Here is a 23420-nt window from a genome sequence, read left to right as displayed (position 1 = left end):
GGCCGGCATCCTGAAATCGGTGGGCGTAGCCGGCAGTGTGCGACTGGGCGGGCTCATGCTGCCACGCGCTACGGCGATGATCTGCTCGCGAAACCAGCGGCAGTCGTCCGCGTAATGCGCGCGGTCGTGCCACAGCAGGTAGAAGGCCATCGGCGGATATTCGATCGGTGAGCGCGCCAGCGAGACTGGCAGCAGGCGCGCGAAGTGCTCGGCGAAAGCGCGCGGGCAGGTGAACAGCATGTCGGATTCCATCAACATGTAAGGCGCGAGGCTGAAGTAAGGCACCCAGGCCACCACGTTACGCTTGAGGCGTTCGCGCGCCAGATGCAGATCCACCACGCCACGCTGGCCGACGGCATAGGGCGTAGGGGCGAGGTGCTCGGCGTCCAGATAATGCTTCATTGTCAGTGGCCGGCCGGCCAGCGGATGGCCCTCGCGCATCATGCACACCACTTCATCTTCAAACAGCGGGGACAGGCGCAATTGTTCCGGCGGGTGCGGCCAGTTGCCGATCACCACGTCCAGCGCACCATCGGCGAGCAGACCGGCGAAATCCTGCTCCGGGCTGAAGGAGTGAAAGATGATCTGGGCCTGCGGCGCAAGGCTGTGAAAGCGCGCGAGGATGCGTCCGAGCAGGGCCGGGTCGAGATAGTCGGGCGTCGCCACATTGAAGACGCGGCGCGAGCTGGCCGGATCGAAGCGGGTCTGGCTGACCACGATGGCTTCGATGCTGGCGAGCGCCTGCTTCACGGGTTCGAGCAGGGCGACGCCGCGCTCGGTGGGCGTCATGCCGTTCTTGCTGCGCACCAGTAGCGGGTCTCCGGTCAGATCGCGCAGGCGCCGCAGTGCGGTGCTGATCGCCGGCTGCGATTGATTCAGGCGGCGTGCGGTGCGCGATACGCTGCACTCGGTGAGCAGTATGTGCAGGACGCGCAGCAGGTGCACGTCGATGGAATCCCAGTTGCAGGTATTGGCCATTATTTTCTCCAGGAGCCCCGGACGGGCCTGCTGTGCCTACGCAACGAGCGTGCCACAGCCTTGGCGGGCACGCTGGCGCCTCAGGCAAAGCCTGCAGCAGCCCGCTTTGCGGATATACGCCAGCCCATATAGTGTTCATGTTCGATTGCTGGCAGGCTCGGAAGCGACGCACCAAGGCGGCGCGTGGATAGCGCCATTTGACGGGCTTCTCCAGCCACCCTGCCTGAAGATGCACCAGAACAGGACCTCTGCAGGCCGATGTGCCCAAGGTTTATGGCCCCAGCGCGTGGCACAGCGATTGCTGCATGGAATCCGTTGCTACCTCAACCCGACGGAGTGCCCCATGAACAAGAACTTTTCCCGACTGGCCCGCCATGCTGTGCTGGCCCTGACCCTTGGCTGTGCCGCGGCGACTGCCTCGGCCCAGGAACTCACCAAGCTTAAATTCACGCTCGACTGGCGCTTTGAAGGCCCGGCCGCGCCCTTCCTGCTGGCCAAGGCCAAAGGCTATTTCGCTGCCGAAGGCCTGGATGTGAGCATCGATGCCGGCGCGGGTTCGGCTGGCGCGGTGACGCGCGTGGCAACCGGCGCCTACGAAATGGCCTTCGCCGACTTCAACGCACTGGTGGAATACGACGCCAACAATCCCGGCTCTAAGATCCAGGCCGTTTATATGGTCTACAACTACACGCCGGCAGCGGTGGTGTTGCTCAAGAAGAGTGGCGTCACCAAGCCCGCCGATCTGGTCGGCAAGACGCTTGCCGCACCGGTCTTCGATGCCGGCCGCAAGGCCTTCCCGGCGTTCGCCAAGTCCAACAAGTTCGATCCGGCTGGCGTGAAGTGGCAGAGCGTCGATCCGGCGATCCGCGAAACCCTGCTCGCCAAGGGGGATGTGGATGGCATCACCGGCTTCTCTTTCACCAGCGTGCTCAACATGGAAGCGCGTGGCGTCAAGGAATCCGATCTAACCGTGATGCTCTTCAATGATTTCGGTGTCGAGCTGTATGGCAACGCGATCATCGCTTCACCCAAACTGATCGCTGAGAAGCCCAAGGCCGTCGAAGGCTTCCTGCGCGCTTTCAACAAGGCGCTCAAGGAAACCATCGCCAATCCGGACGAGGCTGCGACCTACGTCAAGAAGCAGGACGCGCTGGTCGATCTGACACTGGAAACCCGTCGTCTGAAGATGGCACTCAAGGAAGTGGTGGTGACGCCCGAAGCCAAGGCCAACGGTCTGGGCAGCGTGACGGACGATCGCATGCAGCGCTCGATTGCCGAGACGGCTGCGGCGTATAACCTCAAGTCGGTGCCGAGCGGCAAGGAGCTATTCAACGCGGCTTTCCTGCCGGCCAAAGCTGATCGTCTTGTGAAGTAAAAAAGTCAGTGCCTGGGCAGGCCGCTCAGTAACGCGGCCTGCCCCTGCAACCAATGTCATCAAGTTAGCCGTTCGTGCTGAGCGTAAGAAGCGAAGCGGATGAAGTCGAAGCATGAGCGGCCGGGCCCAAGCCCTTCGACTTCGCTGCGCTACGCTCGGGGCGAACGGGGTTTGGGGCTAAATCAATGGACTTGCCCCTACAAAAGAGAGCCCGATCATGAGTTTCGTGGAGTTCGAGAAGGTCAGTTTGCGTTACGGCGAAGACGGCCCGATGGCGATTGAGGACATCAGTCTGCAGGTCGAGGAAGGCGAGTTCATCTCGGTGGTCGGGCCTTCGGGCTGTGGCAAATCGACCTTGATGAAGTTGATCTCCGGCCTCAAGCCGCCGTCTGATGGCTATGTGTATGTGAATGGTCGTCAGGTCGGCGGGCCGCTGGGCATCGTCGGCATGGCATTCCAGGCGGCCAATCTTTTGCCCTGGCGCACCACGCTGGAAAACGTGATGTTGCCGCTGGAAATCGTCGAACCCTATCGCAGCACACTGAAAGCCAGGCGTGCTGAGTATGAGGAGCTGGCCCGCGCCCAGCTGGCCCGCGTCGGCCTGGCAGGTTGCGAGGATAAATTTCCGTGGGAGCTTTCCGGCGGCATGCAGCAGCGTGCCTCGATTTGTCGCGCTCTGATCCATAAGCCACGCCTGCTGATGCTCGACGAGCCTTTCGGCGCGCTCGATGCCTTCACCCGCGAGGAGCTGTGGTGCATGTTGCGCGACCTGTGGCAGGCGCAACCCTTCACGGTGATTCTGGTGACGCATGATCTGCGCGAGGCGGTGTTCCTCGCCGACACGGTGTATGTGATGAGCAAGCGACCGGGGCGCATTCTGGTCAAACGCGAGATCGACCTGCCGCGCCCGCGTGATCTGGAAGTGACTTACACCGATGCCTTCGCGGCCCACGTGCATGTGTTGCGCGAAGCCATTGGCCGCGTGCGGGAGAATTGAAATGAGACTATCCCCAAAAGTTCGCGATCGTCTGGCGCCCTGGCTGCTGACGCTGCTCGTGCTGGTGTGCTGGGAGGCCATTTGTCAGGGCTTCTCGATCCAGCCTTTCCTGATGCCCGCGCCGACGCTGATCTTCAAGGTGGGCATGGAGCTGGCCGGCCCGATCATGGAGCACGCGACGCACACACTGATGACCACGCTGCTCGGCTTTGCCGTGGCGGTGGCGGTGGGCGCGCTGCTGGGCATGCTGGTCGGCTCTTCACCGATCATCTACAAGGCCTTGTACCCGATGCTGGTCGGCTTCAACAGCATTCCCAAGGTCGCCTTCGTGCCGGTGCTGGTGGTGTGGTTCGGTATTGGTACGGTGCCGGCGATCCTCACCGCTTTCCTGATTTCCTTCTTTCCGGTGGTGGTGAATGTGGCGGCGGGCTTGTCCACGCTGGAGCCGGAGCTGGAGGATGTGCTGCGCTCACTCGGTGCGTCGAAGCTGGATATCCTGATCAAGGTCGGCCTGCCGCGTTCGATGCCTTTCTTCTTCGCTTCCTTGAAGGTGGCGATCACCCTGGCCTTTGTCGGTTCGGTAATGTCCGAAACCGTCGCTTCCAATGTCGGTATCGGCTATCTGATGATGAGCGCCAGCTCGTCGATGAATATGCCGCTGGTGTTCGCCGGACTGTTCGTGATTGGCGTGATGGGGGTGGTGATGTATGAGATTTTTGCCAGGCTGGAGCGACGCATCACGGGCTGGGCCAATCGTGGCCAGAACGCGGCGCATTGAGGGTCATGCGGATCTGGCGCGTCTACTCGGCCCGCCAGATCCGGCTGACGTTGATTTCCACCTTGAGCTGGTCGCGCGGGATCACCGAGGTGACTTCCAGACCCTTGCGCTCGGTCATGCGCGTCATCGGGGCGGCGTAGGACATGCCTTGCGGGCTGATCAGGCTGATGACTTCCGGCGTGTTGGCGTTCGGTCCGCGCCGGGTGACCAGAGCGGTTTCGCCGTTGGCCAGACGCACGAAGGTGCCGGGCGGAAAAATGCCGATTTCCTTGATCAGCACTGCCACATAAGGATTCGTTTCGCCGCCGCCCGAGGCGACATACAGCGAGCGGGCAGCCTCTTGCGGCGTCACCGGCTTGCGTGCCGCACGCGGGCTGACCTTGGCAGAAAAGATATCGGTGGTCTGGATCAGCAGGGCTTCTTCGCTCGGCGTTGTCACGCCATAGGGGTAGCCACCACCGCCGACGACTTCGTGATGTTCCAGCACCGCGCGTAGCCATGGCGGATCGTTAACGCCCGCAGCCATCAGCATTTCGTGCGCCAGCTTGGGATGACGCTGAATCTCCTGGCGCTGCGCCAGCGAGGGTGCGATGCGCTGCGTGCATAGCGTCATCTGCAGGTCCAGCATCGCCAGATTTTGGGTCAGGGCTGCGCAGATCAGGCTGATACGGCGATTGGGCAGCCATTCCAGGCGAGCCGCTACCAATTCCACGAGCACCGCGACGTGAATACTGTGAATGATCGGATAGCGCCGCTGATCGGTCAGGATGATCGCCGCCAGTGCGGTATCCGGGCTACGCCGGGCCAGCGTCTGGATCAGCTTGGCCAGGCTTTCAATTTGCCCGCGGAAATCGTCTTCGCTGCGGATGTCGCGCAACAGCGCTTCGAGTTCGTCGATAACGCTGTCCCACAGGCGGAAGGGGTCGAATTCGAGGGACTCCTTGCTGCGACGGTTACTGCTGCTGGCGATCAGGCCATCTTCCACATACAGGCCACGCGCCATCAACACTTCACGTTGCGATTCACGCGTGATGATGTAGCCCTGACACAGCAGAAGTGCGCCTGATTCATCGAACACATCCCATGGCAGGGGTTCGTTGATCAGCAGCTGTTTGGGGTGAACTCGTTGTTTGGCCATGATCCGGGCGGGTGAGGGTTACATCCTGTCAACGTGCGCCAAGGGGGAAACTTGAATCCGGAATATTCACCAGGGCGCCAGATGGATCACATGGGTTTGAATGCTGATATGAGCTGGAAGTTTGACACACAAACACAATAATCCTTTTGGGCCTGAACAGCGCCCGCTCAATCCGCCAGGCTCGCCGCCAGCGTCCGCAGGTTTTCTTCTTGCGTCCGGATGGCGTCGCGCAGGGCGCTGTCGAGGCGTGTGTCCTGCTGCACGGCAGCGGCCCAGCTGCGGGCCAGGGGCAGCATTTCGCGCCAGGCCGCCAACGCGGGCGGGCTGCGAAAGCGCAGATCGGGGGCGCGATCATTCATCTCGCCGGACGCGCGTGGCGCGTAGTGCATGGGCAGCATGTCGTAGGCCGGGGCCAGTTCAAGCACGCCGCCGGTATGCAGGAACCCGAGGTTGCCGCGGTGCATGTCGGTGTTGCCAATCATCAGGCCGAAGGCATACAGGCGCTCGGCCAGCGCGTGCGATCCAGGCGTGATGTGGCCTTGCGCGGCCAGCTGGGCGGTGATCTGCGGCCAGGGCTGCTCGGCGTGGCCGACGAAGGCATCATCCAGCGCCGCCAGCGAGATCAGCCCGCGCCGGCCCATGCGTCCATGTGCGTTGCCGATGCGGTCGAAGCGCTCGACCTGCAGAAAGGTCTGGCCGCCGGCCATCAGCAGTTCACTGGCGCTGGCCGGATAGCCTGCGGCGCGCAGCGTCTGCAGGGCGTGATGCTCGGCCACCAGCAGGCTGGCCCAGCGCTGCGCCACCGGATTCGCCGCCGCGCTGCTGAACTTCACCAGTACCGCCGCTTGCTGCTGGCCCGTATCAATCAGCGCAGTGAACTTGGGCTGTTCGCCACCGGCCGAGGAGCCGGGCACGTCCCCCGCCAACGCCGCTGCGGCCAGCGCCGGGTAGCGCATCGCGCGCTCAGTCAGCGGGATCGCGGGCACCTTGTCGGCGCCAAGGTAATAATGCGCCAGCGCAGCATCGCCCACCAGCAGGTTGCCCGGCGTGTCATCGCCCAGCGCGGCCAGGGCGACAAGGGCGTGATCGTCGTTCCACAGGTTCAGCGTGTCCGGCAGATTCAGCGCGCCAGCGTGCGCGTGGGCAAAAGCCCGGCCGAGAAAGCCCTGCGGCCGCATGTCCTGCAGCCACCAGGGCAGGGCCTCGCTGAACTCAAAGCGAGCCTCATCGTGCAGCGCTGCAAGATAGCCGCCCATCACCGCATGCAGGGTCGCGATGTTCTGGCTGCCGCCGTTTTCACCGATCCGGTAGATCGGCCAGGCACTGCGTCCGGCCACGCTGCGCCGCGCCGCATAGGCCGTCGCGCGCGCCGCGCCATAGCGCAGCACCGCATCGCCGGCCGCCGCGACCAGCCGCGACAGCGTCGGCCGGCTGATCCCCAGACGCTCGACCAGCGCCGCCGCCGGCAAAGGGCCGGAAGCAAGGATTGCGAGCAGGTCGGCGGGCAGGATCATAGTAGAAAGCGGGAAGGAGGAGGGTAGGCGTGGGGCCGACAGCAGGCAGGTTTATGGCAACTATAGAAACGATTATTGAAACGATAGTTTCTGCTTGAATTGGCTCGTGTGCAATAAAAAAGTGAATTAAAACAGCAGTTATTTACCACTAATAGCCTGATTGTTCGTCATTCATGAAATTTGTGTGAAACGATTTTGCGCAAAAATAGCTCTTGGGTCGGCGAGTCTCAAGCCCCTTTTCGCCTCGGCGCAGTGGCTGCCTTTGACACGTCATTCCAGACTCGTCATTCCGGGCTTGACCCGGAATCCAGTGTCTTTCGCCACCGTTCTTCTGGATTCCGGATCAGGTCCGGAATGACGACGTTTGGCCCCCCTGGATTGTTTCCTGTGCCTGCATTCAAAGCACCATCCAAAGACCCGCACCCAGCCTGCCTCACCGGCAATGCATCCCGAAGAAGCCCGCCCTGTGCGGCTGTGCAGGCAGGCATTTCGCGCAGGCCCATTGGATGCGCCTATGCAAAACGTGAAGGAATTAACGCTTTTAAAAATGAATCCGGACTATTTGATCTGGGTCGTCGTTTATCCTGACAGAAAGACCGTCTATCCCCGTAGAATTCCAAGTAAATATGCAGAACGGGGCAGGGCAGCATGGCGTGTCGGCGGGGATTCCCTGCCCACGCCAGCCTTGGGCCGAAACCCAGCCAGTCTTATCCATCGCGGAGATGCACTCATGGCAACCCTGATCCCCAGTTACAGCACTTGCGCCAGCCGCATGCAGGCCGGGGAAAAGCGTTTTGCCCAGCGCCTCGAGGCCAAGCTCGAAGACGATTACCTGTGCTGGTTCGACGTGCCGCTGGGCGGTGCGCGCAATCAACATCCCGATTTCATCATCCTGCATCCCCGGCGCGGCATCCTCATCCTTGAGGTCAAGGACTGGAAGATCGACACCCTGCAGGCCATGACCAAGCTTGACGCCAGCATCTTCACCGACGCCGGCCTCAAACACGTGCCCAATCCGCTCGAGCAGGCCCGCCAGTACGCCCACGTCGTCGCCAACCGTCTGCAGCGCGACCCGCAACTCATCTTCACCAGCGGGCGCGAGGAAGGCAAACTGCGCCTGCCCTGGGCCTATGGCGTCGTCTTCAGCCACATGACCCGCAAGCAGTTCGACGATGGCCAGCTCGGCGAAGTCATCCCTGAAAACCTCGTCATCTGTGCCGACGAGATGACCGAAGCGGTCGACGCGGAAGCCTTTCAGGCCCGGCTCTGGCAGATGTTCCGCATCCGCTTCACCTGCATCCTGACCCTGCCGCAGATCGACCGCATCCGCTGGCAGCTCTTCCCCGAGGTGCGCATCAGCGCCACGCAAGCCACGCTCTTCGACGGGGCAGAGGGCGCAGACGATGCGGAAAACACGCACCTGTCCGCGCAGCTGCCTGAGATCATGCAGGTCATGGATCTGCAGCAGGAGCAGCTCGCCCGCAGCCTCGGCGACGGCCACCGCGTCATCCACGGCGTCGCCGGCTCCGGCAAGACCCTGATCCTTGGCTACCGCGCCGAATACCTGGCCCGCGCCGCCACCAAGCCGATCCTGATCCTCTGCTACAACAAGACCCTGGCCGCCCGCCTCGAACAATGGATGCACGCCCGTGGCGTGGGCGACAAGGTCGTCGTGCGCAATTTCCACAGCTGGTGCCGCGCCCAGCTGATCGCCTACAACGTCGACCTGCCCGGCAAGGAAGCCGACACCGACGCCTTCATGGCCGCCATGGTCCAGGCCGTGATCGACGCCAGCACGCGCGGCCAGATTCCCGCCGGACAATACGAAGCCGTGCTCGTCGACGAAGGCCACGACTTCCGCCCCGAATGGCTCAGGCTCATCGTCCAGATGGTCGATCCGCGCAGCAACGCGCTCCTCATCCTCTACGACGATGCCCAGTCCATCTACGACGCCGGCAAGAAACGCAACTTCAGTTTCAAGAGCGCCGGCGTGCAGGCCCAGGGGCGCACCACCATCCTCAAGGTCAATTACCGCAACACCCAGGAAGTCCTCAAACTCGCCATGCAGTTCGCCGCCGCCTGCCTTGCGCCCAGCGATGCCGACGAAGACGGCGTGCCGCGCCTCGCGCCCCTGTCCGCCGGGCGCCACGGCGACGCGCCCCTCGTCATCAAACTGCCCACGCTGGAAGAGGAGGGCGCCTGGATCGCCCGTCACCTCACCGAAGCCCATCAAGCCGGCACCGCCTGGCGCGACATGGCCGTGCTCTACCGCCATTACGACCCCACCTGCAAAACCGTGCGCGCCCAGCTCCGCAAGCTCGGCATCCCCGTCACCTGGAAAGACGACATCCGTTTCAATGCCGAGCAAGACACCGTGCGCCTCATGCCCTTCCACAGCAGCAAAGGCCTCGAATTCCCGCTGGTCGTCATCCCCGGCGCGGGCACGCTGGCCGGCATGGAAGCTGAGGAAGATGAGGCGCGACTGCTGTATGTGGCGATGACGCGGGCGACGGAGCGGCTGGTGTTGGTGGGGAGCGGGGCGTGAGTTTTTTGTGCGGGGCAAAAGGCAAGACTTGACTCCGCATTTATTAGAACGGATCACATGTATTTTATATTTGGTTCTACAGGAGATTGTTGATTGACTACAAACCTTCAAAAAGCTGAATTTGCACATGATTTGCAAATCGGGCTTTCCAGAAAAAGCGTTCCGGAATTTGATCAATTGCCGCTTATTGGAATGGCTGCGAAGCTCGCGATTAATATTCGTGGTTTGGGGGAAATAGATGGCTCTGTGTTGCGGCAAGTGGCGGATCATTTTTTTGATATTCCCGCGATGGTTTTCCGGCCGGCCTTGGATGTTCTTGCTCAAGTGGATTATGTGCAACTAATCACAAAGGGCAGTACGCTAACGTCCGTCATTCCACAGGTTCCTCACTTCTCATCCGTCTACTCTGGTCTTGGGGGAATATCTTGGCACTATTACTTTGACAGAGCACGAAGAGGTCGCCGTCGCAGTTCTTAATGAACTCCGTAGTAAGCCAGAAAAAAGAGACTCTTTGATTGGACGGCTTGGTGTTGAGAAGCCTATATTCACAAGGGTCGAGTCAATTGCGACAGCAGGCGGATTGGTTGTTCCTAAGCGCGCTCGAGGACAAGATGTGTTGGTAAGTCCGTTTTATTTCTCTGATAGCCTTGATGCGCTTGCCAGTCAGGCGGCCGCAGGGGGTGCCAAAGGTGTTCAGCACATTTTGGAGCTGCTTAAAAAAGCGCAAGGGTGGCCATTGTCAATGATTCTCTCTCGAGGCGAGATCAATGGCAGCAAACTCAGTCCGTCTGAAATTCAAATCCTGAATGAACTTGTTGCAGATGGTGTGCTGAGACCGCCCAGTTTGCACAATTCAAAAACGAATACTGATGAGCATTTCGTTTTCACTCCTCGTCCTGGATCCAAATCGCTTGATGGTTCTGGTCGGGAGGTTTATGAACGAACGATGGCAATAGTAGCTGCTGTAAGAAAAGGTCAGTTGATGCCGAGTAGATACTCAATTCGTTCTCCTGTGGCGCTTTTAAGTAAATTAAGGTCTTGCAAAAAAATTGGTGCGAGTACCGAGTCGGCTCAGCAGTACATGAACCTTGTCACTCTGCGGGTTGGTAGCTTAAGGGCAGCTTCCAAAGCTGGATGGTACGAATTTGTACTGATTGAGACTCCTGAAAACATTCAAGCACTCGATGATGCAATAATGCTATTTCAGCAAGGAGAACTTGCTTCTTTAGATATGTCAGATGACGCAAGGATTGCCCTGCAGCGCGATGAATCATATATTCAATCAATTCTTGCATCATCTAAGTTGCGAACAACAATGCGGCCGGCTCTTGATGAGCAAGCAAAATCGGAGATGGAACAAATGTTTCTGGACTTAAAATGATAAAAGATTCCTCTCAAAAGCAGAAGGCGATCCGATATTGTGTGGCTCAGGGTTATGTTCCATACATGGAAGCCGTCGTGAGGTATTCAGCTGATACTGCTGACGTTGCCACTGATATTACGGATGTCGATGTTCTTGGGCTAAAACCTGCGAGCGAGTACGCTCCTCGGCGAGTTTTGTTTGATTGCAAAACCCAAGCAAAGTTGAGTGCTGTATCAAGAGCTCTTTGGGCAGCAGGGCTGCTAAAAATGGTGAAAGGCGATAGTGCCTTTGTTATTCTAACAAAGGCGGCGCCAGAGGGGCATCGCCTTGCGGCCGCAGAAATTTCCGTGAAATTGTTCTCGGAAAAGTTGTTTGATAATTTTGCAAAATCTGCAACGATTAATTATTTTGAAGGCATTGCCTATCTTGACGATCTTGTGGCTTGGGAAACGTTTCACGACTTAGGAAATAAATACACAAAAACTGCACCACTTGTCTCTTTTTTAACAAGTGAGGCACCCTTTGAGGACGATCCGGCTGCCGGTTTTCGTGCGCTTCTTGCTAGGTTAAAACAAGCAGAAGGCGAGTTTGATGCGACCAAACCATCTCATTTGATGCTGTACGGAATGGTTGTTAGTCAAGCTATCGTTTTCTTAAGCGCGATGACTCAATCCTTTAATAGTGCATTTGATCCAGAAATGTCTAAAGATAAATTTGAAAATTCTCTAAAAAATTATGTTTGGGGCGGAAAAGAGGGGTACGAACTTCGTAAGCGGCTTCATACTGCTATTCAAAGTGGGCGTTCGGAAGAGGCTCCGCCGCTTCAGTTTCCAAGTTTGGATTTGTTCGTTGAAATGCAAAGATCAATGCTTGATGCTCCATTTTTGATCGGATCTGCAGCACTTCCCGTGAAAGATATTGCTTTTAGGCAGCTCTGTGCACCACGAGAACATGCGGATAGACGTATTAATCTTGAGCTAACATCAAATGTCCGTGCCCGTCAGTTTGCATTGCAGACAAATAGATATATTGGTTCTTTGTCACGACTGCTCAAAGAGTGCGCAGACTATTACGCACGCGTTCTAAAGGAATCTATAAATTGACCACCTGAAGAGGCTGGGGGCGTGTCTTGAATTGCAGCATTTCTGAATAAAGCCCAAAGCCCGCCTCATCCGGCGGGCTTTGGCTTTTCCGGGTACCCATCTCAAGACCCGCACCCCGCCTGCCTCACAGGCCAGCCTGCCCGAAGAAGTCCGCCCATAGAGGCTCTGCAGGCAGTGCTTGAAAACAGTGCCAGCCGCCGGCCGAAGGTTTGCAAGGCGCAGCGGACGGCCCGGTACGCCCGTATCAGCGGGCTTGTACGGCGCCGCTTAACCCCGAGGTCAGGCCTTGCCTTTTTCTACTTGGCCGCATGGCCAAGTACTGCCAAACTTGTCGCCTCTTTACCCTGAATAAAATGGAAAAATCATGGAAGAAATCAATCTGCTGGTGTTGATTGAAGTGCAGCCGGGAAAACGAAATATTCAAATCGAAGCTTTCGAACAGCTCAAGCCCTTGGTGCTTGCTGAGCCGGGCTGTATTCAATATGAGCTATTCAGCGATACCGAGGATGAAAACAAATTCATTCTCGTAGAGAAGTGGGCGTCGCAAGAAGCGCTGGCGGCACACGGCATAACCGAGCATATGCTGGCGGCGGGCGCGAGAAATCCATCCTTCCGCGCCAGGCCGGCAAGCCTTATAAAAATGAGTCGCGTAGGAGCAATACCATTAAGTTAGCCGTTCGTGCTGAGCGTAAGAAGCGAAGCGGATGAAGTCGAAGCATGAGCGGCTGGGCCCAAGCCCTTCGACTTCGCTGCGCGCAGCCGGTCCTGAGCTTGCCGAAGGGCTCAGGACGAACGGGGTTTGGGGCTTAACTGAATGGTATTGCGCGTAGGAGGATGACTCCGCAACCATAAGCTCGGGGTCACCTCGGGGGCCGTTCTAACATTCCAACATTTATAAGCCCAAGCCCGCCCAATCCGGCGGGCTTGATCTTTTTCAGCCTGCCATCCCAAGACCCGCACCCCGCTTGCCTCACAGGCCAGCCTGCCCGCAGAAGTCCGCCCCAAGCGGCTCTGCAGGCAGTGCTTGAAAATAGCGCCAGCCGCCGGCCGAAGGTTGGCACGGCGTGGCGGACGGCCCGGCACGCCCGAATCAGCAGGCTTGTACGGCGCCGTGAACCAAGCGCCAAGACCGCCGCAAGCCAAGACGACGATTTCGCGGTGGCTGTCGCCGCCGCATTTGCAACTCTTGCCATACTGGTTTGGTCACACTTGCCGCAGCCCACTCAAGCCATGCAAGCCGCGAGGCCATCAAGCCCTCAGTCCACCCAAGTTAAGGATCAGGAATTTTTCTGAGTCACTTTTGTGCGGTTTTGTGTTTTTCGTGTCTTCGTGCCTTCGTGAGCGTAAAAACAAAGCATGAGCGACAAACCCAAGGCTCGCACTACGTACAGGCACTCCACACTAAGGCACGAAGACACGAAGGGGCTGTTGCCCTGATCCACCCGAGTTTTCGCTAACTTGGGTGGATTGATCAAGCCCTGGCACTCAAGATAAGGACTCTGAAATCATGCCAATGCGCGAAGCAACGTTGTTGGGGGCCGCTGGTGGCCGATGCCGCGGCTCTGGGCCTGCACTGGCTTTACGATCCGACGCGCATTGCGCAGATTGAGGCGCGCAGCGGCCTGGTGTTTCTGGAACCCGATGCGGCCAACTACGCAGGCACGCAAGGCTATTTCGCCCATGGCGTGAAGCGGGCAGGGGAGCTGAGCGGCTATGGCGAAGTCTGTCTGCTGATGCTGCAACATCTGGCCCGCCAGGGCGAGTTTGATCGCACGGCTTACCAGACGGCGTACCGCGCGCACTTCGGCCCGGGCGGGGCTTACGTGGGCTATATCGATTCGCCCACGTGCCAGACGCTGTTGCGCTTGTTGCCGCTGGAGCCCGCGTAAATTATAGGGGCCAGGCGCGATTTAAATTCAGCCATCAAAACACCAGGCGCAATGCCGTCTGGCAGGCTGTGATATGCATTTCGTGAATTGCGCCCTTGTATGTCATCGTTCTTCTTACTAAGGTTGAACCTTGGACGAGCAGATCGGAATAGCCCGGTCCTCGCACCTTCCGATTGCCCCGGCGCCTGCCGGGTTTAAAACCAGGAAACACAGGGTCAGTTCTGACATTCCAACATTTTGAAACAAAGGGGTCGGGCTCGCTTTAAGTTCCTGTTTTCTTCTGAACGTGTTCATTGTTTCTGAACTGAGCCCTGTCGAACCACTAGCACTTTATTAAATCGCATTTTCCACAGGACTTATGTTTCATGAAACCTCACTCGCCAATCCGCTCGCTGCACCGGCTTTTGCTGATCCCGGCATCTCTGCTGCTGACCGATCTAGCCGCTGCCGCGGAGCCGATGGTGTCGGTGGTGGATTATTCGTTTTGCCGCTCGGTGATGAATCTGGAGCCGGTCGGGGCGCTGGGCGATCCGGCCGAGTTGCAGAAGGGAGAACGATTGCATCTATGGCTGAATATCCAGATCAACAAGAGCGGACTGAGATATCTGCGCTCGCTGGGCAAGCTGCCGGTGTATTTGCGCTGGGGGCGCGACGGCTGGTTGACCGACCCGGCGATGGATGTGGGGATTACGCCAAGCCAGTGGCAAACCGCTCAGGCGGGCATCAAGTGGAAGGCTCAGCAGGGCGGCGGCGTTTTTTCCTGGCGCACGAATGCGAACAAAGCCACACCGATCAACGGGCGTTACTACGCGTCGATCCTGGATGCGAACAAGAAAGTCATCACCCACATCGATTTGCCTACGGAATATTTCCGGCCGGAAATTACCGTCAGTCGTTAACAGGGGAGAGTAAAAATGGATCAGAAAACTGCCATCAACAAAGCTATTGCGCTGATTTCAAATGAAAACAGCATTCCTGAAGTGGTCAAACAGGATCTGCTGGCAACGCTGAAGCCAGCCGCTTCACCGCTGCAGTGGGACCCATGGATTTACCGCATGGTTGTCGGTTTTCTCGGCATGACGGTCCTGTCTACCGTGATCGGTGGAATGGTGATCATGGCCACGTCTGGCTCCAATATTTCCGAGGGCATCATCGCGCTGGGTTCGGCAGCCGTTGGCGCATTGGCGGGCCTGTTGGCTCCTTCACCCAAGGGGAATCAGTGAACCCTGGCGATTCAAACCGCCTGGGCTCGTCATCGCTGTTCCGTTTGAAAAGATGAAGCTGATTCTGAATGCCGGGCTTGAATCATCCCGTTTTGGCAAGCTGCGCGGCCTGGGTTCGGCGTCAGCAAGATAATTGGTCCGGCACTGCATACCCGTTTGTACCGCTATTGGTGGACTGACTCCATCGCAAGTTGATGGTAGTCGGGTTCTTAAAATGTTTGTTTGAAGAGGTGTTTCACGTGAGTTGATATCCCGTTTGTTGTTTGCGCGCAAGGAGGACGTCATGTCTGGAAATAAGCAGCGTTTGGTCGTGTTCTTCGATGGTACGTGGAACGATCCGCAGGATCGTACCAACGTGTTCCGGATGTGCAGTTGCTTGGCTGACTATGACGAGGAGGTGCCTCAGCGCTTCTTTTACGATCCGGGCGTGGGAACGTCAAAACTGACGCGCTTGCAGGGCGGAATGTTTGGCACCGGTCTGAGCAAAAACCTGATGGAAGGCTATGACTGGCTGGCCCGGCGCTATATGGAAGGCGATGAAATCTGGGTCTTTGGTTTTAGCCGTGGGGCCTACACGGCACGGAGTCTGGTCGGCCTGCTGCGCAAATGCGGCCTGCTGCACGTGAGTACGCCAGACCTGCAGGTTGCCGCCGAGAAACTCTACCGGGACAAGTCTGCCGGCCCGGACGATCCGCCCAGCGAACGGTTCCGCCGCCAGTACAGCCGCGAGGTCAAAGTTTATTTCATCGGGGTATGGGATACCGTGGGCTCGCTGGGAATACCCGGCACGATGATTTCGGAGCGCGGACTGTATTCCTGGCACGACACGCAGTTGTCGAAGATCGTGGAGCACGCGTATCAGGCGATGGCGCTCGATGAACACCGCGCACCTTATGACGTGGTTCAGTGGGTCGGGGAGAACGGCCTGAAAAAGCCCGAGAATGTCGATGTCGAGCAGCGCTGGTTCATAGGAGCGCATGCCGACGTTGGCGGCGGTTATGGCGATAATCCTCTCGCGGATGACAATCCTCTCTCCGATATTTCTCTGCTCTGGATGCAACAAAAGGCGGTCGCGGCCGGGCTGAAATTTGTGCCTGTCGTACCGGCTCCGAAAGCATTCAAAACAGAACCGCACGACTCGTTTCGCGAATTCGCTGGCGGCGCGTACGCCGTACTCCGAGGCGTACTCCATGCTGGTGATGGACGCTTTTATCGTTGCTTTGAGCAGGAATGCAAGGACAGCGAGGGCAAGGTCAGCAGGGGCGTCAACGTCACGGTGGATCCAAGCGTCTGGCAACGCTGGGCAAGTGTTCCAGATTATCGACCGCCCACGCTGGTGGCTGCGAATAAATCAGCTCCGTATTGATCCGGCCTGATTGCGTTTGAACGCGGCTCTCCCAAAACAGGGCCGCAGGCGCTAGAAATGTTGGCAATCCACGTAGTTATCGCCTGCTTCGTTAGCGCCTGCAAGTTCAAATTCCAATGGACTGGGTATCCACAAGCACTGAAAGTCGGTGCTTAAATAAAAGTGGCCAGGCTCGAATTAATCAAAACATCCGTGCAAGCCGCTTACCTTGACCGTCAATTCATCCATGTTTGAATCATTTATTCAAGGAGGTTGGAATGAGTAAACAAGTTAATACAATGACCCCGGAGTTGGCAGGCGGTATTGCCGTTTACGCAATGATGGCCGCCAATGCATATAAAATCAATCCAGGACGAATTCGATTTTCTCTCAATAAAATCGGCTGGGAGCAGGTGGATTTGAATGGAGAGCCCACTGAAAGTGCCGCGGTTGAGCACAAGTTATCAGGTCTTGCTTACAATATCTATGAGAAGGTAGATACAAACAAAGTCGTTTTTGCATTCAGGGGGACTGACGAAAAAAATGACTACCTTTTTGCGAATTTTTCAGTTCCTCCATTTAATTTTCAGTACAGGCAGGCCAGAAAGGATATGGCAAAATATTTATCAAAAAATAGTAATAAAAACGTTATCGCAACAGGCCATTCTCTTGGCGGAGGACTTGCACTTAGTGTTTCAGTACATCATGGAGTCAAGGCTTTTACGTTTGACCCTTCGCCGCGAGTGTTTGACGGCATAGGAAATATGCATGAACCCGCGGAACGCATCATTGTGTACCAGGCAGGTGAAATTCTTGATATAGCAAGGAAGATATGGAAGAAGGATAACGATGTGGTTGAAAAAAGCGATGTCTTCAAATGCGACTACCCTGATTTATTTAATGAAAACAGCAAGCATAGGGGAGATCTTTTGGCGAAAGGATTGCTGATGGAAGGAGCCTTAACAAACCCTGAGTTAAGCCCAGACTTGGCATATATAGTTAAATAGTGCAAATAACTAGTGTCACGAAGACCCTGGATTTTATAAAGTTCGGAGTCACCCATTAACCCATACCGCTCCACACAACTCATTTAGCAGAAGGCCGGGGGCAGGTCTTGAATTGAAGCATTTCTGAGTAAAAGCCAAAGCCCGCCCAATCCTGCGGGCTTTTGTTTTTTAGAGCCTCTCTCAAGACCCGCGCCCAGCTTGCCTCACAGGCCGACCTGCCCGAAGAGGTCCGCTCAAAGCGGCTTTTCAGGCAGTGCTTGAAAACGGCGCCATCCGCCGGCCGAAGGTTTGCAGGGCGCAGCGGACGGCCTGGCACGCCTGAATCAGCTGGCCGGTGCGGGGCCGCGTGCCAGGCGCAAGGGCCGCCGCCAGCCAAGGTGAAGATTTCGCGGTGGCTGTCGCCGCCGCATTTGCAATTCTTGCCATACTTGTTGCTCACACTTGCCGCAGCCTACTTGGCCTGGGCAGTGAGAATGGCATTCCGCTGGAATGGTTGGCGCGGGTGGGGCAACTTCAGGCCATGACCGTCGCGCTGGCGAAGCTGGCCTGATCCACCAAAGCGCGCGGCATCAAATCCCGGCGCCCAGATCGAAGGTCTGGCTGCTGACCATCTGCTCTCCCTGAAACACGCGCAGATTGCGCGGCCGCAACCACACGGTTTCGCCAGCCGCCAAGGCCAGCTGATTGTGGCGTTCGCGGGTCAGCTCCACTTCGAAGATTTCGCCTTGATGTTCGACCTCGACCCGCACCAGCGGGCCGATTGCCTGTACATGCAGCACGCCGGCTGACAGCGCGCCGTCTGAAGACTCGCGCTGAATCTCGATGTCATGCGGGCGAACAAAGGCCAGCGCCTCATCCTTTTCCAGATGGGTGGCCCGATCTACATCGGCCCACTGTCCATGCACGCGACTGTGGAAGACATTCACGTTGCCCAGGAAGCGATACACGAAGGGGCTGGCCGGCGCGGAATAGACCTCGTCCGGCGTGCCCACCTGCTCAATGTGCCCCTTATTCATCACCACCACGCGGTCGGCGACTTCCAGCGCCTCTTCCTGATCGTGAGTCACGAAAACAGATGCTATGTGCATTTCATCGTGCAGGTGCCGCAGCCAGCGCCGCAATTCTTTCCGTACCTGCGTATCCAGCGCGCCGAAAGGCTCGTCGAGCAGCAGGACCTTGGGCTCCACCGCCAGGGCGCGGGCCAGCGCGATGCGCTGACGCTGGCCACCGGAGAGCTGCGAGGGATAGCGTTCGGCCAACCAGTCGAGCTGCACCAGCTTGAGCAGCTTCATCACGCGCTCGCGGATCTCGGCCTCGGCCGGGCGCTCGGCGCGCGATTTGACGCGCAGGCCGAAGGCGACGTTCTCGAACACGCTCATGTGGCGAAACAACGCGTAGTGCTGGAACACGAAACCGACCTGACGCTCGCGCGTATGCACGTGCGTGGCCTCTTCGCCATGGAAGAGTACCGAGCCCTGATCGGCCGATTCCATGCCGGCGATGATCCGCAGCAGCGTGGTCTTGCCACAACCGGACGGGCCGAGCAGTGCGACCAGTTCGCCGGTCGGGATCTCCAGCGAGATGTTGTCGAGCGCGACGAAATTGCCGAATCGTTTGCTGATGTTTTTGACTTCAATACTCATTTTTCAATCCTTTCCGGAGGAAGCTCGGCGTCGAGCATGTCCGTCTCTTTCTGCATCCGCCACTCCACAAAGCTCTTCGCCGCCAGCGTCACCAGCGCCAGCAGGGCCAGCACCGAGGCCGCAGCAAAAGCGCCGACCGTGTTGTATTCGTTGTAAAGGATCTCGACATGCAGCGGCAGCGTGTTGGTCTCGCCACGGATATGCCCGCTGACTACACTGACGGCGCCGAATTCGCCCATCGCACGGGCATTGGCAAGGATCACGCCATACAGCAGGCCCCACTTGACGTTAGGCAAGGTCACGCGCCAGAACATCTGGAAGCCCGACGCGCCGAGTGACACAGCCGCCTCTTCCTCGTCCTTGCCCTGCGATTGCATCAGCGGAATCAGCTCGCGTGCAATGTAGGGCAGCGTGATGAACATGGTGGCAATCACCATGCCCGGCAACGCGAAGATGATCTTGATGCCATGTTCTGACAACCAAGGCCCAAACCAGCCCTGGCGACCGAAGATCAGGATGAAGAGCAGGCCGGCGACCACTGGACTGACCGCAAAGGGCAGGTCGATTAGCGTGGTCAGCAGACTCTTGCCACGAAAATCAAAGCGCGCGATCAGCCAGGCGGCGGCGACGCCGAACAGAATGTTCAGCGGCAGCACCAGTAGCGCGATCAACAAGGTCAGTCCCAAGGCCGACAGCGCGTCTGGCTCGACCAGTGCACTCCAGTATGGTCCGAAACCCAGCTTGAAAGCCTCGACAAACACCAGCAGCAGCGGCAGACCCAGAAACAGGAACAGGAAGCCGAGCGCCAGCACGATCAACAGAAGGCGCACCGGCAGCGATTCGGTATTCACGCGGCGGACCGTGCTCATGCCTGCACCCCCGCATCGATATGGCGACCGCTATGACGCTTGGCTGCCCACCACTGCAACAGGTTGATCGACAGCAGCAACACGAAGGAAATTACCAGCATCACCACCGCCAGCACCGTGGCGCCCGGCAGGTCGTATTGCTCCAGCTTGGAGATGATCAGCAGCGGCGTAATTTCCGAGATCATCGGCATGTTGCCGGCGATGAAAATCACCGAGCCGTATTCGCCAACGCCGCGCGCAAACGCCAGCGTAAACCCCGTCAACAGCGCAGGAAACAGTGCCGGAAACAGAACCCGGCGGAAAGTCTGCCAGCGCGTGGCGCCGAGGCTGGCGGCCGCTTCTTCGACCTCCTGCTCGATATCCTCGATCACCGGCTGCACCGTGCGCACCACAAAGGGAATGCCAATGAAGATCAGCGCTACGACAATACCGGCGGGCCTGAACGCCACCTTGAAACCCAAGGGCTCCAGGAACTGACCGACCCAGCCGGTGTTGGCATACAGCGTGGTGAGGGTGATGCCGGCCACGGCGGTCGGCAAGGCAAAGGGCAGATCGACAAACGCGTCGACCAGTTTCTTGCCGGGAAATTCGTAGCGCACCAGCACCCAGGCGACGATCAGGCCAAACACGCCGTTGACGATGGCGGCGAGCAAGGCACAGCCAAAAGTCACCTTGTAGGCGGCGAAGGCACGTGCCGTGGTGGCAATCTCCCAGAATTGCGGCCAGCTCAGCTGCGCGCTCTTGGCGATCAACCCGCCCAGCGGGATCAGCACCAGCAGCGACAGGTAGACCAGCGCATAACCCAGCGACAGACCGAAGCCGGGCAGAACGCGATGTGATTTTCTTGTCATGATGAAAAAGGGCCGGCATAGCCGGCCCATTCGTGTCCGGTGAAGGGCTTATTTTGACTGATAGACCTGATCGAAGGAGCCACCGTCCTTGAAGTGCGCATTGAAGGCCTTGTCCCAGCTGCCGAAGACTTCTTCAACCGTAAAAGTCTTGATCGACGGAAACTGCGCCGCGTACTTCTTCAGCACTTCGGCATCGACCGGGCGCAAGTAGTTCTGCGCGGCGTTCTCCTGACCGTCCTTGCTCCACAGGTATTCCAGATAAGCCTGGGCCTGCTTGCGGGTGCCGCGCTTGTCGACCACTTTGTCGACCACAGCGACTGGAAACTCTGTTTGCAAGGTCTGGCTTGGATAGACCACGTCGAAATTACCACGTCCGAACTCACGAGCAATCAGTTCAGCTTCGCTCTCGAAAGTAATCAACAGATCGCCCTGCCCGCGCTGGATGAAGTTGGTGGTGGCGTCCCGCCCACCCGGCGCGAAGGCCGGCACGTTCTTGAGGAAAGCGCCCACATACGCAGCGGCGGTCTTGTCATTACCGCCTGGCTGACGCAAGGCCCAGCCCCAGGCTGCGAGGTAGGTGTTGCGGCCATTGCCGGTGTTCTTGGGGTGCGGAATGGTGATCGTCACGCCCGGCTTGACCAGATCGCTCCAGTCCTTGAAGCCCTTGGGGTTGCCCTTGCGCACGATGAACACCATGGCCGAGGTGTAGGGCGAAGCGTTGTTGGGGAATTTCTTGTTCCAGTCCGCGGCAAGCAAACCCTTCTCGGCGAGGAAGCTTACGTCGGTGGGCTGATTCATCGTGACCACGTCGGCCTCAAGGCCATCGGCCACCGCACGCACCTGCTTGGATGAGCCGCCATGCGACTGCTTCACTTCCAGCGTTTCGCCGGTCTTGGCCTTCCAGGCCGCGATGAAGCGCGGGTTGTAGTCCTTGAACACATCACGCGCCACGTCATAGGAGACGTTGAGGATGTCCTTCTGCTGGGCCTGCGCGCTGGCGACGAGGCTCAGCAGCGCAGCGGTGGCAAACGCGAGTTTGAGGGTCTTGTGCATGGTCTTGCTCCGTTGGAACTGGGGGTGGAGCAAGTATGCCTGCGCGGCTTATCCGAAATCAGAACAAAACTTGATTCGTTTAGATCGTTTTGGAATAAACAGGGCCGGCAGGGCAGGGCCGGGGCGGGGCCGGGTAGAGTAAAGGACAGGCTTTCGCCTGTCCTTTACTCTACCCCTTGGCAGCCCTTGGCGCGTCAATCTGGCAAGGGGGCGTGGCCGAACAGGTGGGGGGTGGCACGCAGATCCAGCACGAGGCCGCCTTGCGCGGGTGTCTTTTCCAGGCGTTCATAATCACTTTCGCTCAGCTTGCGGATCTTGGCGGCATCGCGCGAACGACTGAATACCCCGTTGCGCCACTGATAGACTTCGTCGATTTTCTGGCGATGGCTGTAGGCATGCCGATTGTCGTTGTAGAGATCGGCGAAACGGTCGCGTCCCAGATATAGCGCGTTGGAGCCTTCGTAGCCGATCAGTCCGGCACTTTGCGGATCTGTATTGAGGAGATAAGCCCAGTCGCCGGGAACAAAGTTGCGGGGCGCATGGCCATGACTGAGGCTCAGTAGTTTGCCAGACTGTTGGTTGAGCGCAGGGTCGAAATCCGCCTCAAAACTCCACATTTCAGGCGGCTCGATATTCACGAGCGGATCGTCATCCGCATACAAACGCCGATGCACTTGCGCAGAGAGCAGGGGGTCGCCCTGTACGCGCCTGAAATAGTCAACTACCCCCTGGGTGATGATCAGTTTAGTCGCCGTATAGCAGCCGAGAACGTATTGCGACGAAGCATCGAAGGCGTCCTGAAGGGCTGCCGGCAGTGCTATGCCCGTCTGCGGTGTACCGCGCTGCCAATAGTGTGGATTCCAGCGTGCCGGGCCGCCGTTGGGCCAGCCCAGATGCAGATGTTCGGCCCAGGCGACGATATTCTGGCGTAGCGCGATGTGTTCCTTGAGGGCCGTTACGCTGCACGCCGTACCGGCGAATTCGGTAAGACGGCCGTGCTGCAGCAGCGCCAGCAGAATCTCCTTTTTTGACACGGTGCTTACCCGGCGAAATTTTCCGGCGCGCGCGGGCAGGGTGATGATCTCTTCTTGAATTCGCCAGGATGGGCGGCGATGCAGATCAAGGGTGTTGGTGTCGTGTAGCGGAGTCGCCAACGAATAGCCGAGTGCGCCTTGGGTACGCTGGTCGTCGGTGTGGATCAGGGCGGGGTCGATCTGCAAGGCTTGCAGATACTGGCGCATGCCTGCATTAACCGCCGCCAGTTGTGCCGGGCTGCAGCTGAAGCGGATTCCGTCGTTGGTGGCCTCCGCCGATATTGTCCAGGTAAGGGCGAACGCAGCATAGAGCAGAGGCCGGATCAGCCGCTCGAGACGGCCAAGGCTGTTGCGGAACGGGGTGTCAATGCGGTGAAAATGGCGAGCGGCAAAGGGCATTGCGTGCTCCCTGAGTGCTGCGTGAATCGCACGGGGATGAAGTCTGCTCTGAGCCTAGTTAGCGGTGCTGTGCTTGTCGAAGCGCCTGCTCCTAAGGCCGCACTCGAAAAGATTAACCGTGGGGCTTGCGGATACGGCTGGCACGCCGAATTGCCGGTAGTCGCGCCAACGTTTCGCCCGCGAAAAGCGCGGGATCTAACATTCCAACATTTATAAGCCCAAGCCCGCCCAATCCTGCGGGCTTGGGCTTTTTCAGGCAGCCGCCCCAAGACCCGCACCCCGCTTGCCTCACAGGTCAGCCTGCCCGCAGAAGTCC

The 23420-nt window shown here is 58.4% G+C and carries 22 protein-coding genes; 14 read left to right on the top strand and 8 right to left on the bottom strand.

The annotated features are described in order from the left end of the window. The coding region (locus ABXR19_RS18595; RefSeq protein ID WP_354602655.1) for a LysR family transcriptional regulator at window positions 1-978 on the bottom strand (978 nt) is incomplete at its 3' end. 343 nt (window positions 979-1321) lie between these two features. Between ABXR19_RS18595 and ABXR19_RS18590 the strand changes: the two genes are divergently transcribed. From ABXR19_RS18590 to ABXR19_RS18580, 3 genes are all read left to right on the top strand, one after another. Next, window positions 1322-2353, top strand: a complete 1032-nt coding sequence (locus tag ABXR19_RS18590) for an ABC transporter substrate-binding protein (protein WP_354602654.1) — start codon at window positions 1322-1324, stop codon at window positions 2351-2353. 217 nt (window positions 2354-2570) lie between these two features. Next, the gene (locus tag ABXR19_RS18585) at window positions 2571-3350 is read left to right on the top strand and encodes an ABC transporter ATP-binding protein (RefSeq protein WP_354602653.1); all 780 of its coding nucleotides are present in this window, start codon (window positions 2571-2573) and stop codon (window positions 3348-3350) included. Between the two features lies 1 nt (window position 3351). Continuing rightward, on the top strand, window positions 3352-4128 hold the full coding sequence (locus tag ABXR19_RS18580; protein WP_354602652.1) for an ABC transporter permease: 777 nt from the start codon (window positions 3352-3354) through the stop codon (window positions 4126-4128). Window positions 4129-4150: 22 nt separating this feature from the next. Here ABXR19_RS18580 and ABXR19_RS18575 read toward each other — a convergent pair whose 3' ends face one another. Both ABXR19_RS18575 and yjjJ read right to left on the bottom strand, forming a co-directional pair. Continuing rightward, on the bottom strand, window positions 4151-5266 hold the full coding sequence (locus ABXR19_RS18575; protein WP_354602651.1) for an HD-GYP domain-containing protein: 1116 nt from the start codon (window positions 5264-5266) through the stop codon (window positions 4151-4153). Window positions 5267-5433: 167 nt separating this feature from the next. Continuing rightward, on the bottom strand, window positions 5434-6780 hold the full coding sequence (gene yjjJ, locus ABXR19_RS18570; RefSeq protein WP_354602650.1) for a type II toxin-antitoxin system HipA family toxin YjjJ: 1347 nt from the start codon (window positions 6778-6780) through the stop codon (window positions 5434-5436). Window positions 6781-7510: 730 nt separating this feature from the next. Between yjjJ and ABXR19_RS18565 the strand changes: the two genes are divergently transcribed. The 11 genes from ABXR19_RS18565 (at window position 7511) to ABXR19_RS18515 (ending at window position 17805) form a co-directional block, all read left to right on the top strand. Continuing rightward, entirely contained in the window at window positions 7511-9325 is a 1815-nt protein-coding gene (locus ABXR19_RS18565) for a 3'-5' exonuclease (RefSeq protein WP_354602649.1), read from the top strand. A 93-nt stretch (window positions 9326-9418) separates the two neighbouring features. Next, window positions 9419-9802, top strand: a complete 384-nt coding sequence (locus ABXR19_RS18560) for a hypothetical protein (protein ID WP_354602648.1) — start codon at window positions 9419-9421, stop codon at window positions 9800-9802. A gap of 34 nt (window positions 9803-9836) precedes the next feature. Further along, window positions 9837-10706: a hypothetical protein gene (locus tag ABXR19_RS18555; RefSeq protein ID WP_354602647.1), complete on the top strand. Its 870-nt coding sequence runs from the start codon at window positions 9837-9839 to the stop codon at window positions 10704-10706. Next, entirely contained in the window at window positions 10703-11791 is a 1089-nt protein-coding gene (locus tag ABXR19_RS18550) for a hypothetical protein (protein ID WP_354602646.1), read from the top strand. Before ABXR19_RS18555 ends, ABXR19_RS18550 begins: the two co-directional genes overlap by 4 nt. Before the next feature lie 364 nt (window positions 11792-12155). Next, the gene (locus tag ABXR19_RS18545; RefSeq protein WP_354602645.1) at window positions 12156-12464 is read left to right on the top strand and encodes a putative quinol monooxygenase; all 309 of its coding nucleotides are present in this window, start codon (window positions 12156-12158) and stop codon (window positions 12462-12464) included. 871 nt (window positions 12465-13335) lie between these two features. Next, window positions 13336-13680, top strand: a complete 345-nt coding sequence (locus tag ABXR19_RS18540) for a hypothetical protein (RefSeq protein WP_354602644.1) — start codon at window positions 13336-13338, stop codon at window positions 13678-13680. A 365-nt stretch (window positions 13681-14045) separates the two neighbouring features. After that, on the top strand, window positions 14046-14579 hold the full coding sequence (locus ABXR19_RS18535) for a hypothetical protein (RefSeq protein ID WP_354602643.1): 534 nt from the start codon (window positions 14046-14048) through the stop codon (window positions 14577-14579). A gap of 15 nt (window positions 14580-14594) precedes the next feature. Continuing rightward, window positions 14595-14903: a hypothetical protein gene (locus ABXR19_RS18530; RefSeq protein ID WP_354602642.1), complete on the top strand. Its 309-nt coding sequence runs from the start codon at window positions 14595-14597 to the stop codon at window positions 14901-14903. A 283-nt stretch (window positions 14904-15186) separates the two neighbouring features. Then, on the top strand, window positions 15187-16269 hold the full coding sequence (locus ABXR19_RS18525; protein ID WP_354602641.1) for a T6SS phospholipase effector Tle1-like catalytic domain-containing protein: 1083 nt from the start codon (window positions 15187-15189) through the stop codon (window positions 16267-16269). A gap of 257 nt (window positions 16270-16526) precedes the next feature. Continuing rightward, window positions 16527-17255 (top strand): Tle-like phospholipase domain-containing protein, encoded by a 729-nt coding sequence (locus ABXR19_RS18520; RefSeq protein ID WP_354602640.1) that lies wholly within the window; start codon window positions 16527-16529, stop codon window positions 17253-17255. Between the two features lie 391 nt (window positions 17256-17646). Beyond that, window positions 17647-17805 carry a hypothetical protein gene (locus ABXR19_RS18515; RefSeq protein ID WP_354602639.1) on the top strand — a complete coding sequence of 53 codons (159 nt, stop codon included), beginning with the start codon at window positions 17647-17649 and terminating at the stop codon, window positions 17803-17805. 19 nt (window positions 17806-17824) lie between these two features. On the opposite strand, the gene ABXR19_RS18510 is transcribed toward ABXR19_RS18515, so the two are convergent. The 5 genes from ABXR19_RS18510 to ABXR19_RS18490 form a co-directional block, all read right to left on the bottom strand. Next, window positions 17825-18898, bottom strand: a complete 1074-nt coding sequence (locus ABXR19_RS18510; protein ID WP_354602638.1) for a sulfate/molybdate ABC transporter ATP-binding protein — start codon at window positions 18896-18898, stop codon at window positions 17825-17827. Next, on the bottom strand, window positions 18895-19767 hold the full coding sequence (gene cysW, locus ABXR19_RS18505) for a sulfate ABC transporter permease subunit CysW (protein ID WP_354602637.1): 873 nt from the start codon (window positions 19765-19767) through the stop codon (window positions 18895-18897). The genes ABXR19_RS18510 and cysW overlap by 4 nt, the downstream gene beginning before the upstream one ends. Then, window positions 19764-20618, bottom strand: coding sequence for a sulfate ABC transporter permease subunit CysT (cysT, locus tag ABXR19_RS18500; protein WP_354602636.1), 855 nt, complete (start codon window positions 20616-20618; stop codon window positions 19764-19766). The genes cysW and cysT overlap by 4 nt, the downstream gene beginning before the upstream one ends. Window positions 20619-20666: 48 nt before the next feature. Beyond that, window positions 20667-21671, bottom strand: coding sequence for a sulfate ABC transporter substrate-binding protein (locus tag ABXR19_RS18495; RefSeq protein WP_354602635.1), 1005 nt, complete (start codon window positions 21669-21671; stop codon window positions 20667-20669). Between the two features lie 194 nt (window positions 21672-21865). Further along, window positions 21866-23104, bottom strand: coding sequence for a TGL-type protein-glutamine gamma-glutamyltransferase (locus ABXR19_RS18490; protein ID WP_354602634.1), 1239 nt, complete (start codon window positions 23102-23104; stop codon window positions 21866-21868). Window positions 23105-23420 lie beyond the last annotated feature (316 nt).

The sequence above is a fragment of the Uliginosibacterium flavum genome, from assembly GCF_040566545.1.
Taxonomy (GTDB): domain Bacteria; phylum Pseudomonadota; class Gammaproteobacteria; order Burkholderiales; family Rhodocyclaceae; genus Uliginosibacterium; species Uliginosibacterium flavum.
This window is presented reverse-complemented; position numbering and strand designations above follow the sequence as displayed.

Coding starts and splice junctions, on each gene's coding strand:
- ABXR19_RS18510 (WP_354602638.1), bottom strand. CDS start 18,898: ATGAGTATTGAAGTCAAAAACATCAGCAAACGATTCGGCAATTTCGTC.
- ABXR19_RS18565 (WP_354602649.1), top strand. CDS start 7,511: ATGGCAACCCTGATCCCCAGTTACAGCACTTGCGCCAGCCGCATGCAG.
- cysW (WP_354602637.1), bottom strand. CDS start 19,767: ATGAGCACGGTCCGCCGCGTGAATACCGAATCGCTGCCGGTGCGCCTT.
- ABXR19_RS18530 (WP_354602642.1), top strand. CDS start 14,595: ATGGATCAGAAAACTGCCATCAACAAAGCTATTGCGCTGATTTCAAAT.
- ABXR19_RS18550 (WP_354602646.1), top strand. CDS start 10,703: ATGATAAAAGATTCCTCTCAAAAGCAGAAGGCGATCCGATATTGTGTG.
- ABXR19_RS18495 (WP_354602635.1), bottom strand. CDS start 21,671: ATGCACAAGACCCTCAAACTCGCGTTTGCCACCGCTGCGCTGCTGAGC.
- ABXR19_RS18525 (WP_354602641.1), top strand. CDS start 15,187: ATGTCTGGAAATAAGCAGCGTTTGGTCGTGTTCTTCGATGGTACGTGG.
- ABXR19_RS18590 (WP_354602654.1), top strand. CDS start 1,322: ATGAACAAGAACTTTTCCCGACTGGCCCGCCATGCTGTGCTGGCCCTG.
- ABXR19_RS18535 (WP_354602643.1), top strand. CDS start 14,046: ATGAAACCTCACTCGCCAATCCGCTCGCTGCACCGGCTTTTGCTGATC.
- cysT (WP_354602636.1), bottom strand. CDS start 20,618: ATGACAAGAAAATCACATCGCGTTCTGCCCGGCTTCGGTCTGTCGCTG.
- ABXR19_RS18545 (WP_354602645.1), top strand. CDS start 12,156: ATGGAAGAAATCAATCTGCTGGTGTTGATTGAAGTGCAGCCGGGAAAA.
- ABXR19_RS18585 (WP_354602653.1), top strand. CDS start 2,571: ATGAGTTTCGTGGAGTTCGAGAAGGTCAGTTTGCGTTACGGCGAAGAC.
- ABXR19_RS18580 (WP_354602652.1), top strand. CDS start 3,352: ATGAGACTATCCCCAAAAGTTCGCGATCGTCTGGCGCCCTGGCTGCTG.
- ABXR19_RS18520 (WP_354602640.1), top strand. CDS start 16,527: ATGAGTAAACAAGTTAATACAATGACCCCGGAGTTGGCAGGCGGTATT.
- ABXR19_RS18575 (WP_354602651.1), bottom strand. CDS start 5,266: ATGGCCAAACAACGAGTTCACCCCAAACAGCTGCTGATCAACGAACCC.
- ABXR19_RS18490 (WP_354602634.1), bottom strand. CDS start 23,104: ATGCCCTTTGCCGCTCGCCATTTTCACCGCATTGACACCCCGTTCCGC.
- yjjJ (WP_354602650.1), bottom strand. CDS start 6,780: ATGATCCTGCCCGCCGACCTGCTCGCAATCCTTGCTTCCGGCCCTTTG.